11 protein-coding genes are annotated in these 16,246 nt (G+C 34.2%); 2 read left to right on the forward strand and 9 right to left on the reverse strand.

Translation table 11 applies throughout. The annotated features are described in order from the left end of the window. The first annotated feature begins 91 nt into the window (after nt 1–91). On the forward strand, nt 92–1,552 hold the full coding sequence (locus tag AC3IPI_RS22190) for a TonB-dependent receptor (RefSeq protein WP_039112636.1): 1,461 nt from the start codon (nt 92–94) through the stop codon (nt 1,550–1,552). A 428-nt stretch (nt 1,553–1,980) separates the two neighbouring features. On the opposite strand, the gene bcp is transcribed toward AC3IPI_RS22190, so the two are convergent. Next, nucleotides 1,981–2,433, reverse strand: coding sequence for a thioredoxin-dependent thiol peroxidase (gene bcp / locus AC3IPI_RS22195; RefSeq protein WP_035624919.1), 453 nt, complete (start codon nt 2,431–2,433; stop codon nt 1,981–1,983). Nucleotides 2,434–2,780: 347 nt separating this feature from the next. Here bcp and AC3IPI_RS22200 point away from each other — a divergent pair, with 347 nt between their 5' ends. Continuing rightward, nucleotides 2,781–3,458 (forward strand): endonuclease III domain-containing protein, encoded by a 678-nt coding sequence (locus tag AC3IPI_RS22200; RefSeq protein WP_039112633.1) that lies wholly within the window; start codon nt 2,781–2,783, stop codon nt 3,456–3,458. Between the two features lie 91 nt (nt 3,459–3,549). Here AC3IPI_RS22200 and AC3IPI_RS22205 read toward each other — a convergent pair whose 3' ends face one another. The 8 genes from AC3IPI_RS22205 to AC3IPI_RS22240 all read right to left on the reverse strand — a co-directional run bounded on the left by AC3IPI_RS22205 (nt 3,550) and on the right by AC3IPI_RS22240 (nt 16,224). Continuing rightward, complete coding sequence (locus tag AC3IPI_RS22205; protein WP_165572092.1) at nt 3,550–3,693, reverse strand: hypothetical protein; 144 nt, start codon at nt 3,691–3,693, stop codon at nt 3,550–3,552. A gap of 52 nt (nt 3,694–3,745) precedes the next feature. Beyond that, nucleotides 3,746–4,330, reverse strand: a complete 585-nt coding sequence (locus AC3IPI_RS22210; protein WP_039112632.1) for an RNA polymerase sigma factor — start codon at nt 4,328–4,330, stop codon at nt 3,746–3,748. Nucleotides 4,331–4,637: 307 nt separating this feature from the next. After that, complete coding sequence (locus AC3IPI_RS22215; protein ID WP_489155815.1) at nt 4,638–5,396, reverse strand: glycoside hydrolase family 16 protein; 759 nt, start codon at nt 5,394–5,396, stop codon at nt 4,638–4,640. Between the two features lie 86 nt (nt 5,397–5,482). Continuing rightward, nucleotides 5,483–7,144: a family 16 glycosylhydrolase gene (locus AC3IPI_RS22220; protein ID WP_489155817.1), complete on the reverse strand. Its 1,662-nt coding sequence runs from the start codon at nt 7,142–7,144 to the stop codon at nt 5,483–5,485. Between the two features lie 14 nt (nt 7,145–7,158). After that, complete coding sequence (locus AC3IPI_RS22225; RefSeq protein ID WP_489155819.1) at nt 7,159–8,715, reverse strand: hypothetical protein; 1,557 nt, start codon at nt 8,713–8,715, stop codon at nt 7,159–7,161. An 11-nt stretch (nt 8,716–8,726) separates the two neighbouring features. Then, nucleotides 8,727–10,202, reverse strand: coding sequence for a RagB/SusD family nutrient uptake outer membrane protein (locus AC3IPI_RS22230; RefSeq protein WP_489155821.1), 1,476 nt, complete (start codon nt 10,200–10,202; stop codon nt 8,727–8,729). Nucleotides 10,203–10,212: 10 nt separating this feature from the next. Then, on the reverse strand, nt 10,213–13,287 hold the full coding sequence (locus tag AC3IPI_RS22235) for a SusC/RagA family TonB-linked outer membrane protein (RefSeq protein WP_489155823.1): 3,075 nt from the start codon (nt 13,285–13,287) through the stop codon (nt 10,213–10,215). Between the two features lie 252 nt (nt 13,288–13,539). After that, nucleotides 13,540–16,224: a triple tyrosine motif-containing protein gene (locus AC3IPI_RS22240; protein ID WP_489159248.1), complete on the reverse strand. Its 2,685-nt coding sequence runs from the start codon at nt 16,222–16,224 to the stop codon at nt 13,540–13,542. Nucleotides 16,225–16,246: the final 22 nt, after the last annotated feature.

The raw sequence follows: 16,246 nt of genomic DNA on the forward strand, positions 1-16,246 counted from the left end.
ACTTTATTTTTTTACAAAAATAGGATTAATTATCTTTCATTAGAAGCCTAATTTACTAACTTTGTAACAAATCAGCCATATTTAAAATAAAATGGGTATAGAAATAAAACTTAAAGGTGACAAAGTCATCGCTCAGATACCATCCATAAAAGACAAAGCACTACGCATAAATCTAAACGAAAATATTTACGGAACCTTTGCAGAGATTGGTGCGGGGCAAGAAACTGTAAGGCATTTTTTTAGATCTGGTGGTTCGTCTGGAACAATTGCGAAGGCGATGTCTGCTTACGATAAAGATTTTAGTGATGCCATTTACGGAATTGAAAGTGATGGCCGCTATGTAACTGAAGAGAGATTAAAGAAAATGTTAACTCTTGAAGGGCAAATAATTGAAGAACGTTTAAGCAGAGAAAAACACCCTACAAAACTTTTCTTTAGCTACGCTAATACTGTTGCAACAATAGATTTTGCAAAACAATTTAAAGGTCATGGTTGGGTTGGAATAAGATACCAAATTGAACCTGATGAAGCTTATAATGAAATTATACTTCACATTCGTTTTAAAGAAACTGATGCTCGATTACAACAAGAAACATTAGGTATTCTTGGGGTAAACTTAATTTATGGAGCATTTTATAAATACAATGATCCTAAAAGATTACTTCGTTATTTATATGATCACTTAGATAAAGATCAACTAGAAATTGATACTATTAACTTTTCTGGTCCACGTTTTGCCGATGTAGATAATCGATTGATTAGCTTACAATTGGTAAAAAATGGAATGACTGATGCCGTTATGTTCAATCCTGAAGGTAAAAACATCCTTCCTGCTGCCATTTTATACAAAAAGAATATTCTTGCCTTACGTGGGAGTTTTCGTCCTGTAACGAAGGTTAATATGGATATGTATGAGAAATCATTAAAAATGTTTCTCGAAGAAAATAAAGTCGAAAAAGACAATACGCTGGTAATTTTTGAAATCACTTTATCTAATCTTCGTTCTGATGGAGAAATCGATGAACGCGATTTTATGGATAGAGCCGAATTACTTTGTTCGTTAGGACAAACTGTAATGATTTCGAACTTCCAGGAATATTATAAAGTTGTTGAGTATTTTGCAAATTATACTAAAGCCCGAATGGGATTAGCAATGGGTGTTAACAATTTAGTCGACATCTTTGATGAGAAATACTATCGCCATTTAAGTGGAGGAATTCTTGAAGCTTTCGGAAAATTATTCTACCGCGATATGAAAGTATTCTTATATCCTATGATTGATGAAGATGGTACTATCATGAATTCGACTAACTTAAAAGTACATCCTAGAATGAAAGAATTGTACAAATTCTTTAAATTCAATGGTAAAGTTGTCGATGTAGCCGATTTCGATCCTCATACATTAGAAGTATTCTCGAGAGAGGTACTAAAAATGATTAGTCAAGGAAAACCTGGATGGGAACCAATGCTTCCTGTAGGTATTGCCGAAATTATAAAAGAACATCACTTATTTGGTTATGAACCGAATAAAGTTTTAAAAGAGTCTAATTAGTTTTCTGAGGAACTAAGGTTCTGAGAAACAAAGGTTCAAAGGTTTTAAATAGGAAAGCATCAGTTTTATAACTGGTGCTTTTTTTGTTTTGGGAGGATAGTTAGTGAGATTCACATTATAAACATTGCCAACGGTTTCAACCGTTGGAACGCGATGCATTATTACAATCGGTATCACACGGTTGAAACCGTGAACTATGTTCTTCGACTCTACCTGACAAGATTGGTCGAAAAAGGTTCAAGGCTTAATTTACACATTAAACAACCACAATATTGTCTTTCTGACGGAGGAAGAATCTCCACGAGAAACTAACACAAAATAGTATTAGATTATGGAGTTACTTACGGAGACCCCTCGTACCTCGGGGTGACAAGATTGGCTGGTAAAGATCTTCCAAAAACTGAGTTTAAAAACCGAAATAGTAATCTCTACTTCAAGATTTGATCGGCGTGTTCTTTGGTTTTTACTTTTGAGATTATGTCTTCAATAATCCCTTTTTCATTGATAACAAAAGTTGTTCTGTGGATTCCGTCATATTCACGGCCCATGAATTTTTTAGGTCCCCAAACTCCAAAGGCTTGAATTACTGATTTATCTTCATCTGCCAATAACGGGAAAGGGAAATCGTATTTTTCTTTGAATTTGGCTTGTGCTTTTTGTGCATCGGCACTAACTCCCAAAAGAGCATAATTGTTTGCTTGAAAACGTTCGTAGTTATCTCTTAAATCGCAAGCTTCGGCTGTACATCCTGGTGTATTTGCTTTTGGATAAAAGAATACTACTAATTTCTTGCCTGCATAATCCGCTAGTTTATGTGTATTTCCGTCCTGATCTGTTCCTGAAAAATTTGGTGCTTTATCTCCTATTTGTAATGTTGTCATTTTATTTTAGATTTTTGTTTTTTTTAGACTGACTTAGACTGACTTAGGCTACTTAGAATTTTAGACTTCTTAGAGTTTTAGACTCGCTTAGAATTTTGATAGCAAATTTAAATAATTCATGACTTATAATTCCTAACTCATCTGCCATAATTCTTGATTTGTTAGCCCAGATTGTAGTGAAAACCCCGGAATTGTGGTGGTTTACATTTTATGTATTGGCAAAGCGACCAGCGGAAGCTCTTGCGAATACTTAAAAATGTTACTGCCTCGATGAGGTGTTGTAACGGAAAGCTGGATTAGGCTCATGATAAAATTTGTACTATTTTTACGGGATTAAATTTACGGAAATGAATAAACAAGAACGGGTAACTTTTGTTATAAATACGTTAAAAGAATTATATCCTACTATCCCTGTCCCTCTAGATCATAAAGACCCTTATACTTTATTAATTGCTGTTTTATTGTCGGCTCAGTGTACTGACGTTCGCGTGAACCAGATCACGCCTATATTGTTTGCAAAGGCTGATAATCCGTATGATATGATTAAAATGTCGGTTGAAGAAATTCAGAATATTATTCGTCCTTGTGGTTTATCGCCTATGAAGGCTAAAGGTATTTATGGTTTGTCGCATATCCTGATTGATAAACATGGCGGAGAGGTTCCTCAGAGTTATGAATATCTGGAGGAATTGCCTGCTGTTGGGCATAAAACAGCAAGTGTTGTTATGTCGCAAGCTTTTGGTGTTCCTGCATTTCCTGTAGATACTCACATTCATAGGCTGATGTATAGATGGAATTTATCTAACGGAAAAAATGTAACTCAAACCGAAAAGGATGCTAAACGTCTTTTTCCTGAGGAGGTTTGGAATGATTTGCATCTTGAAATTATTTGGTACGGTCGTGAATATTCGCCTGCTCGAGGATGGGATCTTGATAAAGATATTATCACAAAGACTATTGGAAGAAAATCGGTTATTGATGAGTATTACGAAAATCAATCTTCTAAAAAACAAAAAAATCACTAATTGCATATTGCCCTTAGTGATTTTTTAATCAAACGACCAATTTGATTAATTTCATTTACTTTCAAAACATCCGACAGTTGCTGTGGGCTGTTTAATTAGCTATAATCTCAAAACTTTTATCTTCGATTTTCACTACTGTTAAGGCTTGTGAATAGCTCAATAAAAAAGAAACTACTTCTTTGTTTGGTTTTAGATTTTTACTAATCATCACTTTTTTTGAGTAAATTTTTGCCATGCTAATAAATGTTTATTTTATATAACAACGACCTATTGCTCAATTTAGTATATTAATTAGTTAAAATAATTTGATGTTTTTCTATAATTTTTCGAATATTCATCAATGCATATCTCATTCTACCTAATGCTGTATTAATACTTACACCCGTTATTTCGGATATTTCTTTAAAGCTCATGTCTTGATACATACGCATTACGAGTACTTCTTTTTGATCATCTGGAAGTTCTTCGATTAATTTTTTTAAATCGACCTCAACTTGATCCATAATCATTTTGTTCTCTATCGTTAAGGAATCATCGGACATGATGGAGAATATCGAAAACTCTTCGGTTTCTCTATACATTGGCATTTTCTTATTTTTTCGATAATGATCCACAATTAAGTTGTGTGATATACGCATTACCCAAGGAAGGAATTTACCTTCTTCGTTATAAGAATTGCTTTTTAATGTCTTGATTACTTTTATAAATGTATCTTGGAAAATATCATTTGATATATCTCTGTCTGCTATTTTTGAATATATGAATCCATAAATCTTAGATTCATGTCTTTTTATTAATGTTGACAAGGCACTTTCGTTACCTTCAACATAGTTCTTCACCAATAGAGCGTCAGGAATTTGCAGATTAGCCATAATACTACCTTTTAGTTTTAGTTTTGAATTGGAGTAATTTTCTAAAAAGTAATTTTAATGTATAGGCTTCTGGTTTTTAAAGTGTTAATTAAGTGTTCAAATTTAACAAATAAATATTTTATAAAGCAAATTAAATTAAGAATAATTAACACAAAAAACTGAGAAACATTAAAATAAAGTCAATGATTTCTAAAAAAAGACCAAGAAACAATAAATTAACATTTTGGTTACAACAGTTAAAAAAGAAGCTTAAATCTCACAAAACAAAGTAATTACGATTTAACCTTCTTTTTTTTGCAATCTTTAATTACTGATATACCCGAATATAATCGACAATAAAATCTTGTGGAAAAACTTTATCATCTACTTCAGGTCCTCCAAAATTTCCTCCTATTGCCAGATTAACTAATATATAAAATGGCTTATCAAATGGCCAAACATCTTCATTTTTATCTTTTGGTTCGAATGTGTACACTAAATCTTTGTCGACAAAAAAGTCGATTTTGTCTTTTGTCCACTCTATTGCGAATACATGGAATCCTTTTTCGATATCTGGAAATGCAGTTTTCTTGGTATTAATTGTATTCCCGTGGCTATCTTGGGTGTGTAATGTGGTATAAACCATGTGTGGATCTCTGCCTATATACTCTAAGATATCTATTTCGCCACATTTTGGCCAGTTTACCTGATCTTTGTTTGCTCCTAACATCCAGAATGCTGGCCATAGGCCATGACCAACTGGTAATTTAGCTCTGGCTTCGATGCGTCCGTATTTAAACTCTTTTTTTCCTTTGGTTGTAATACGTGTAGATGTATATACGTTTCCGTCTTTTCTTGCATTAATAATTAAATTTCCATCTTTTAATTGATGGTTTGTCTTGGTATAAATTTGTCTTTCGTTATTACCCCAACCACATAAATCAGGACAACCGTCTCCGAGTTCGTAATTCCAAACGGTTTCGTTTAAGGTTTTTCCGTTAAAATTTTCTTCCCAAACCAGTTTCCTTTTTGCTTGTTGTGCAAAACTTAAATTACCTATTAATAATAGGATTAAAATTCTCTTCATTTTATTTCTTTTATTTATCATTAAAAATAAGAAGGCCAACAAATGTGCCGCTAACCTCCTTATTCCGACTAACTTTAACTTTTATATTATTGATATACTCTTACATAATCTATCTCCATTGTAGATTGTGTAAATGCTGGATCTATGACTCCTCCAAAGTTTCCTCCCATTGCAAAATTTAGTATCAGAAAGAAATCTTTATTAAATGGTGTTGTTGCATCATTGGCAAAAGAATGAAACAAGGCATCATCTACATAAAACTTAATTGATTCCGGGCTCCAAACTGCCTTGTAAACATGAAACTCTGATGATGCTGTTGCAATAGTTGTTGAACCTGTGTTTCCATCTCCGCCAGAATGTCCTGGATAATGCAATGTACTATGAATAAGATTTTGGCTATTGCCTACATGCTCCATAATATCTATTTCTCCGCAAGCGGGCCATGAGTTTGTTGCATAATTTTGTCCTAACATCCAGATTGCTGGCCAAGTCCCTCCTCCTATTGGCAACTTGGCTTTTACCTCAATTTTTCCATAAGTGAATTTAAACTTGCCATCTGTTTTTAATCGTGCCGAGGAATATGCCATTCCGCCTGAAGCTTCTTTTTTGGCAGTAATCTTTAAACTTCCGCCTTGCACTATTACATTGTTTGGGCTGTTGGTATAATTTTGTTTTTCATTATTTCCCCAACCGCTGTCGCCAGTCCCTAACTCATTTACCCAATTTGCAGGATTTGGTGCTCCATCGGTATTAAATTCATCCGACCAAACTAAGGTGGTATAATCAGTAGGAGGCGCCTGAGTAGGTTTTGTTGTGGTAAATATATGATACCATGCTAATGCCGGATTACCTCCCATAACTGCTCTTACAACCATTCTGTTTGCTGTTATGGAGATTATCTCGTATGAGTTCTGACCTATATAATACCCCATAAATCCTCCATCAGAGAAATTCATTGTTGTTCCTCTTGTTTGTGTTAAATGGTCTGGATTACCCATAATAACCGATTCTGAAGGACTTAATGATACTATTTTTGTCCCGCTTGAGTTGTATGCTAAACAAGCATCGTCTGGCGAACTTCCTCCTGCTACGCTTGCAAAAGCTGCATTAAAGAATGTTGCACCTCCGTTATCCAGCTGGTATTTTATTTGTTCTCCATCTAGCGAAAAAGTCAGTACATTATCATATAAACAACTACTTGCTGGTGAAGCTGCTTTCTCAAATGGTCCTGCTGTATAATAGTTGGCATAATAATTCTTGGTTGCGTCGCCATCATTTTGCCCAACACCCAGATGACCTGGTTCTGAAGCTGACCAATACCATTTTTTAGAAGTTCCGCCTGTTAAGAACGTTACTGCATCGGGATCGCTAAAATCACTTTGTACGGTAACCTCTATCGAGGTGCTTGATTGTATTCCTCCTGTTCCTGTTGCTATTACAGTTACTGTATAGGTATTTAATCCTGTTTTGGTAAATCGTTTTTCGGTTTTACCTGTTGGCGAGTTTAACGATGTACCGTCGCTAAAGGCGTACTTGTATGAGATTGCATCATTTGCAGTAGCGACAAGTTTTACCAATCCCGAGCCGTCTCCGTTAGGATCTGCATCCGTTTTACCTACAATTTCGGCAGTAATTACGAGGTTTGTTGGCGCTTGTAATTCTCCAAATTTTAAATCATCTTCCTGACAACCTACCATAAGAAGCATGGTGAGTATGCACACGATATTTATAATTATTTTTTTACTCATGATTCCTTATATTTTTAGTTGGATTGTTTTATATCATCAAAATAGTATGTTTTGCCTGTGCCACTGTTTCCAAAATCAAAGAATACTACAACTCTCTGATAATTATTGGCATTTACAATCCCTGCAAAATCAAATGTGAGTTCTTCCCAACCATTTGCAACTGTCGTGGTAGCATCTATCTCTTTATTTATATTCGAGTCTGCCAGATTCTCTAATTTAAATTTCACAATAATTCCAGCCTGTGGTGACCAAACTTTCATTTTTAATTTTTTAAATGTGGAGAAATTTATCGGAGTATCTAATGCTAATGATGAACCTGCCCAAACTTCGGATCCGTTTCCTTTTGTTAAAGCACTTACGGTTGATGATGTATTTATTCCTGATTTCTCTGGATTTGTAATTACTGCTGTGGTTGCTCCTCCAAAATTTCCGTAAACATAACTTAGCGTAGCCGATTCGAATGTTAATGGCAGCACTAGAGATTCTCCTCCGGAGCTTAACTGAATATCATCATAGTAATAATCGGCTCCTGTTCCTGCATTACCAAAATCGAAGAAGAGAACTACTCGCTGGTATTTATTGGCATTATCTACAGCCGAAAAGTCGAATGTAAGTTCTTCCCAACCATTAGCAACTGTATTGGTAACATCTACCTCGGCATTTATATTTGAATCAGTTAAATTCTCTAATTTCATTTTAACCACTATTCCTGCTTTTGGAGACCAAGCTTTAATTCTGATTTTTTTCAATGTCGAGAAATCAATCGGTTCTCCTAGTTCTAAGAAAGAACCTGCCCAAACTTCTGCACCCGCAGTTTTGGTTAGTTTAGCCACTTTTGCACTTACATTACTGGCATCTACACTAGGATTATTGGCTACAGCAGTAAGTGCTCCTCCAAAATTATTAAATGCATAATTTAATGTAGCCGATTCAAAATCGACTGGTAGCAAAATCGGGTTCGAAATTGTAATAGATTCTGTATGCGTAGTCGTTGCTACTCCTCCGCTTAAAGCGACAACTTTTACTTCATAAGTCCCTACGTTTGCATAAGTGTGCTTAATTGTTTCTCCTTCCATAAAATCAACAGGAATTTCATTTGGGTCTTCGCCAAAATAAACCTGAAAGAAGGTTTCAAAATTGGCTTTTGCGCTTACTGATGCCGATAAATTATCGCCAACTACATGCGCTAATGTTACCTGTAAATTTGTTGGTGCCAAAAACGAAACTGTAAGTGTTTGTGTTATTTCTGTCTTTTTTCCATTAATTCCCATTGCCACAATTTTTGCCTGATATATTCCTTCTGGATATGTATGTGTAGTTGTAGCTCCTGGATTTACAATAACGGGCTGTGTGGCTCCGTGCCCAAAATAAATTTCATATTGTGTAACTCCTTCGCCTTTGGGTAAAAAAGTAACTTTTCCCGAATTATCTTGTGCAATTGTTGTAAGTGCCGATATATTTACTGGCGCTCCTACCGAATCTATATCGACATCGCTGCCACTACTATCATTAGAACAACCTATTGCGATTGCTAAAACGAACAGACTTATAATAAAATGTAATTTTTTCATGATACTATTTTTTAATATTGAGGATTTTGCTGCCAGTTTCCGTTTGAGAATTGAATCTCTTCGATAGGAACTGGAAATATTTCATTTTTTCCAGCCTTAAAACCTACAATTTCTTGTGCTGCTTTTCCTGTACGCACTAAATCGAAAAAGCGAAGTCCTTCTCCAACAAATTCAAATCTTCTTTCTGACCAAATAAAATCTGTTAAGGCTGGTCCTGAAGCCGATATATCATGATTTGTATCTCCAAATGCACGTCTTCTTACTTCGTTTAAGTATGTTCTTGCTTTGGCATCGTCTAATCCTCCTCTGTTATAAGCTTCGGCTGCCATTAACAAAACATCGGCATAACGTATTGCTCTATAATTATTAGGATTTGTTAGGTTTTGATCCCCAATATTAGCATCGCCTTGACGTGGTAAATATTTACGGTTAAAATATCCTGTGTGCTTATATCCTACTCCATAAGTGGCATTATTGGCTGCAGCCCAAGCGACAATATCCAAAATAGCAACATCTTTACGTTTATCGCCTACCTCAAATGCATCTGCAATTTTTGGAGTTGGTATATTAAAACTATATCCTGAATCAAAAAATGGTCCTACATAGTTTCTTACTCCGTTAAATCCTACTGCTACGTTACCTTCGCTACATTGTAAACATCCAAAATTTGCTCCTTCGGCATCGCTATATTGTACTTCAAACACAGATTCTCTTCCGTTTTCTCCAGCATTTTCAAAGATTGTATTGTAATCAGTCACTAATGAATATTTACCTGATTCAATTACTTTATCTAAGACTTTGGATGCATCCAAATATTTGTTTTGATACAAGTACACTTTTCCTAATAGTGCTTGTGCTGCACCTTTAGTCGCTCTTCCTACATCTGGAGCATTCGGGTTTAAATTAGCGACTGCGTAAAGCAAATCGGCTTCTATAGAAGCATAAACTTCCGGAACTGATGAACGCGGAATTGTTTTCTCATCATTTAATTTAAATCTCTTATCTCCGTTTAGCGGAATAGCCCCGAACCATTTTACTAATTCAAAATGATAATATGCTCTTAAAAAATGAGCTTCGGCCAATATTTGATTTTTCCCTGGGAAGTCTGTTTTGTCCTTAAACTCTAAAATGTAACTTGCTCTATTAACTCCCGCAAACATCCAGTTCCAAACATCTTTTATATTACTATTTACAGCTGTGTGCGTCATATCATCTACTTGCTGGAATCCTATTACATCACTGGCACTTTCTCCTCCCGAAAATGTATTATCTGAGGCTATCTCGCCCAATAAAACATTTACATAAGAGGATTGCAATAAATCGTAGGCTCCAATTAAGGCATTGTAATAATCTGATTCTGAATTAAAATAATTTTCGGAATCTATTGAATATACTGGGTCACGCTCGACAAAACTATCTGTACAAGAAATACTTATTGCTCCCAAAAGCACGATTCCTAGTCCTATATTTATAATATACTTTTTCATTTTCTTACTTTTAAAAATTTAGATTTAATCCCATTGTATAAATCCTTGGTGTTGGATAAAATCCGTTATCGATTCCTGATCCCACTGACGATTGCGAAACATTATCGGCATTTAATGGTCCTGATAAAGCTGCTGGGTCAAAACCTCTGTACTTGGTAAATGTGTACAAATTGTTTACTCCCATATACAAGCGTAGTTTTGAGATTCCGATTTTATCCGAGAATGCTTTGTTTAATGTATAGCCTAATTGCACGTTTTGGATTCTTAAAAAAGAAGCATCTTCTACATAATAGTCTGAAAAGAGTGTGTTATTTGTAGCTCCAGTTGTTACTCTAGGAACTGTATTGCTTGTTCCCTCACCTGTCCATCGTCCTAAAACATAATTAGATTTATTTACATCTGTAAGTGTACGTTCGTAATTTCTCACCATATCATTTCCTATAGATGCATAGGAATAAGCTAGAAAGTCAAGGTTTTTGTAATTAAAGGTTAAATTTAATCCCATGATTACACTCGCAATTGGATCCCCGATATTGGTTCTGTCTTTACTATCTATCACGCCATCATTATTTAAATCTTTATAGCGAATATCTCCTGGAGCTGTTGTAACCGAACCTAAAGCTGCTTGCGATGGATGCGCTGCAATCTCGGCTTGGTTCTGGAAGATTCCATCAGTTTTATATCCATAAAAATACCCTATTGGCTGTCCTTTTTCCATTCTTGACGGAGGTAGCGGTTGCCCTACTCCAAAACTTCCTGCATCGGTATAACCTGTACTATTTGCTACTTCTAAAACTTCATTATTGATGGTTGTTATATTGTATCCGATATTAAAATTAAAACTATCAGATATTTTGTCTTTGTAATTAATCGCAAACTCAAATCCTTTATTTCTTACCGAACCTGCATTCATAGTAGGCGGAGAAGCTCCCGGAGCGTAAACTCCTGTTATTGCCGATACTGGAATTCTTGGGATTAATAAGTTATCACGTGTATCTATAAAATAATCTGCTGTAAAGTCTATTTTTTCATTAAATAATCGAAAATCTAATCCTACATCAAACTTTTTGGCTTCTTCCCATTGCAATTTTGAATTTGGTAACGCCCCAATTGCAGTTCCGTTTACTAAAGCTCCATTATATACATAAGTCGCTTCTCCATCTAACAATCCTGCATAACCATTATTAGGGATTAAGTCGTTTCCTAAAACTCCATAACTTACTCTTAGTTTTAAGAAATTAATGAAACTGTTATCTTTTAAAAATGATTCTTCAGAGACTACCCATCCCCCAGTAAATGACGGAAAGAATGCTACTCTGTTATCTGGTCCAAATTTGGTCGAAGCATCTCTTCTGATAACTCCGCTAAAAAGGTATTTTCCTTTAAAATCATATTCTAAAATTCCAACATAAGAGATTCTTCTTTCATCGTAGTTATAAGACGAAACATCACGACCTCCAGCAGGGCTTGTTCCTTTAGCCAGATTTATATCGGCATATTGCCATGAATTATTAGGTACATCATAACCTGTTGCTCCAAGTCCTGATCCCCAAGTTTTATAACTTGTTGATACAAAAATTGCTTTGATATTATGACTGTCAAAAAGTGTCTTTTTATACTCTGCCAAAAAATCGTAGGTATAATCATTATCGTTTACTGTGTTTTGAGTAACACTGCTTCGGGAAATATCAAACACTTTTCCTCCATAACTTATTTGTTTTGAGAAGTTTTTCCTAATACTATTTCCTGTATTAAACCCGATACGTGATGTTAGTTTAAACTCTTTGGTTACATCATAAGTAAGACTAACACTTCCGTTCAGTTTTTTTAATTTATAGTCATTGTATGTATTCTCTATTTGTGCAAGCGGATTAATAATTTCGACTCCATAACCTGGTGTGGCAGGAACTAATGTATAATTCCCGTTTTGGTCACGAACTGGTAAAGTCGAAGGTGTATTTATAGCATTAAAAAGCACAGAACCCAATCCGTTTTCATTTAATGAATCTCTATCTAGGTAAGTATAAATAATATTGGTTTGTAGTTTTATTTTACTAGATAAATCGACTCCTAAAGACAATCTTGCTGTATTTCTTTTAAAGTCAGATTTAGAACCTCCAATAATACCTTGTTGGCTTAAATCAGATCCACTAAATGTATATGTGATTTTATCCGAACCTCCTGATATTGATATATCATTATTAATTATAGGAGCCGGATTAAAAATTTCATTTTGCCAATCTGTTCCTTTTCCTAAACCCGAAACATTAGGATAAGGCAATGTTTGTCCGCCATTGGCATAACTCTCATTTAGTAGTAATGCATATTCTGTAGCATTTAATACCGACATTTTTTTGGTTGTTTCCTGTGTACCAAAAGAGGAATTAAAAGAAACTTTGGTTTTAGAATTCTTTTTACCCGTTTTTGTAGTTACCAAAACAATTCCGTTAGCTCCTAATACTCCATAAATTGCTGCTTGCGCATCTTTAAGAACCGTAATCGATTCGATATCACTAGGATTTAAAATACTTAAATCTCCCTGATATCCATCTATAAATACAGTTGCAGCATTATTTCCATTGGTGGCAACACCTCTAATATGTATATCCATAGCTGCTCCCGGAGAACCCGATTGCGCAGTAACGCTAACACCTGCAACGGTTCCTTGCAAGGCTTGCTCTACTTTTATAGGATGTAAATCTTCGATGGTTTTACTAGATACAATAGAAACTGCTCCTGTTACATCTCTTTTCTTTTTGCTGCTGTATCCTAATACAACAACTTCATCAAGCGATCTGGCATCATCGCTCATCTTTACAGTAATTATACTGCTTGAAACCACAACTTCTTGTGTTCTAAAACCAATATAACTTAAAACAATTGTAGTTCCTTTTGGGATACCTAACAACTTAAAAGATCCGTCAAAATCGGTGGTTGTACTTTGTGACGAACTTTTAACTTTTACATTTACGCCAGGCAATGATAAACCTGAGCCATCGAGTACAGTTCCCTTTACATCAAAAGCTTGCGAAAACGCAAAAGATGTAAACAGTAACAATACCATTAGTAATAATCTAGATTTCATAATTAGTTGGTTTTTATTGAAAGATAAATTTATTCGGATTCACTGATAATAATTCAAAAACAACCTTTACAAAAAACATACAATCACAAAAAAGACTATTTATTTTTAATATAACATAAAAAATTACCAGTATTAATAGTAAATCAGCAATGTTAAATTATGTTAAAATATTAATGTAAATCATAAAAAAACCACAACAATAACGTTAATGTTGTGGTGATGTATAGGTAAATTTTTCTGTTTAGTAGCTTCCTATACAGCAAGAATATACTCGACTAAGCCTTGTTCATGCTGTAAATCCATTTTTTTACGCAAACGGTAACGTTTTATCTCCACGCTTCTTACCGAGATATTTAATAATGGAGCAATTTCTTTTGACGACAGATTCAATCTCAGGTATGCACAAAGTCGTAAATCATTTGGAGTTAATAAAGGGTGAAGTTGTTTTATCCTTTTCAGAAAATCTTTATCGGCATTATCAAATGCTTCTTTAAACACGTTCCAGGAATCATCTTCGGTGATATTTTTATTGATGGTTGTAATTACCGATTTTATATTTTTATCCCCGTCTTCGGATGTTTTCTTTAGATCTTCTTTTATAAAAGCCAGCAATTCGTTTTTACTATTTAAGCTCATTGTAGAAACTGCCAATTCTCTGTTTTTACTATCTACATCCTGAGTTAATTGCTCGTTTCGCAACTTCATTAATTGTTGCTCATTTTCAAGCTCTTTAATCTCTAATAACAAGTTGTTTTCTTCTATTAGTTTTTCTTTCTGTTTATGGTAATAATTCCTGTAAGCTTTATTTATAAAATAAGCTACGATTAATGCTAATAACAAATAAATAAAATAAGCCACATTGGTAAGATACCAGGGTTTTAATATCGTAAATGAATATGTTGCTGTATTTTCTAATACTTTATTGGCAAATTTCGCCCTTACCTTAAATGTATAATTTCCTGGCGGAAGGTTCTTGAAATTCACCGCTGGCTTTACACTCCATTCGCTCCAATCATCCTGAAAACCTTCTAGTAAATATTGGTATTCTGAGTTAATGTATTTATTGTATTCTGGAACCGTATAATTAAAAGTTATATTATTCTCGTCAGATTTAAAACTTCCTTCTTCAAGAATAGATTCATTGGCAATTCGTTCGTTAAGTTTATTTGTAGTAATGGCAGCAATAGAAACTACATAATTTTTAAAACTCAAATCATCAATATTCAGTGTATAATAACCATCTGTTGTACCGATGAGGTAATCTGATTTGGATAACTGTGTAATATTCTCAAATCCTAACATGGAGTTGGTTAACGATGCAGGAATCGGAATAACATTTTGCTTAAGCTCACTTCCTAGTTTACTTGCCGAAAAATAATGAATGTAGTTTTTAGAAAACAACCATATTTTATTAGAATTATCTACAATTAATTTCCCCGAAGTATATTCGTCTTTCTCAAAAACAGAACTTAGCAGTTTGTCTTTCTCAAACTGTTTTGTTGCATTATTAAGCTTAAAAATCCCTCCTTTGTAAGCATAATAAATAGAATTATTAAACTTAATTAAACTCGCATTTTTCCCTTTCTTGGGCGATGCATACGCAAAAAATGTTTTAACTTTTGTTAGTTCATTATCTAGTTGTAACCTAAAAATACCTTTGTACTCATGACTTACATATATCTCCAGATTCTTAGTAATTTCAAAATAGCGTGACGAATAATCAAATCCTGTTATTTTATTTCTAAATTCCCACTGATTATTACCCTTTTCCAGAACCGAAATGCCATAATAATTACCTTGCATCAATAAATTACTATGACTCGCGATTGTTTCAAATTTCCAAGTTCCAGACGCCGAGAATATCTTTTTAGCAATATTATTCTCTATAACAAATGTTCCCGAATCGTGCCCACAAAACAACGTTCCGTCATAGGTAAACAAAGACCAAACCTGACCTTTGGTTCCGCTTATAAACTTAAATTCTTCGGTGCTTTGGTATTTTTTATAAAATAACCCTTGATTTGTTCCTATATATAAAATTCCGTTGTGGGTAGCTGAGGCATAAACCGTTCCCAGAATCCCTGTATCATCGGTAAAACTATGAATGGGCGACTGAAGATTAATACAGTTTATACCGTTATCTAATCCTACCCAAAGGTTTTTATCATCATCCTCAAACAATGATAAAGCGGTATTATTACTCAGTCCTTTATTTTGAGAAATATGATACTTGAGTTTACCTTCTTTCGAGATTATAAAAATCCCATCAGATACCGTTCCAAGCGCAAAACTACCATCCGAAAGTAGCTGACTACTATAAACAAAACTAGCTTCTAATTCATTATCTATCTCTGTATGAACTTTGGTTAAACTATCCCCGATTAACTTATAAAATCCGCTTAATTGGGTCTGAATTAGCAAACCTTCATCAACAGAGAAAATATTTACAATGGTATTATTTTTTAAAATTGGATTATCCGAAATCAAGACTTTTTTGCCACTTTCTATTTCAAAAAGGCCTTCTTTCATTGTCTGAAAGTAAATCGAAGTATTTGTTCTAAATGACTTAACAATACCATTTTTGGGCGCTATTATCTGAAACTTTTTAGTTTTAGCATCATAAATATAAATTCTGTTTAAAGATTGAAACAGAATCCATTGATCGTATTTTAATATGTTCCAAAACTGTTCGTCATCAAGAATTTTATTTTTTATCGAATCACTAAGCGAAGTATATTTTAATTTTCCATTTGGTTGTCTTGTCCAAAAACCAAAATTCATATAAAACCCCGTATAAACTTTATCATCGATAACTTTTACAGATCGAATAATCGTTTCGTTAGGAGATGGATATAACTCCCAATTGGTTCCATTAAATTCCAAAAGACCTTCATTATTAGCAAAAAATAAAGAATGTTTTTGATCTTGCGAAATCATCCAACTCTGATTACCTGCTCCG

The organism is Flavobacterium sp. GL_143 (assembly GCF_057834355.1).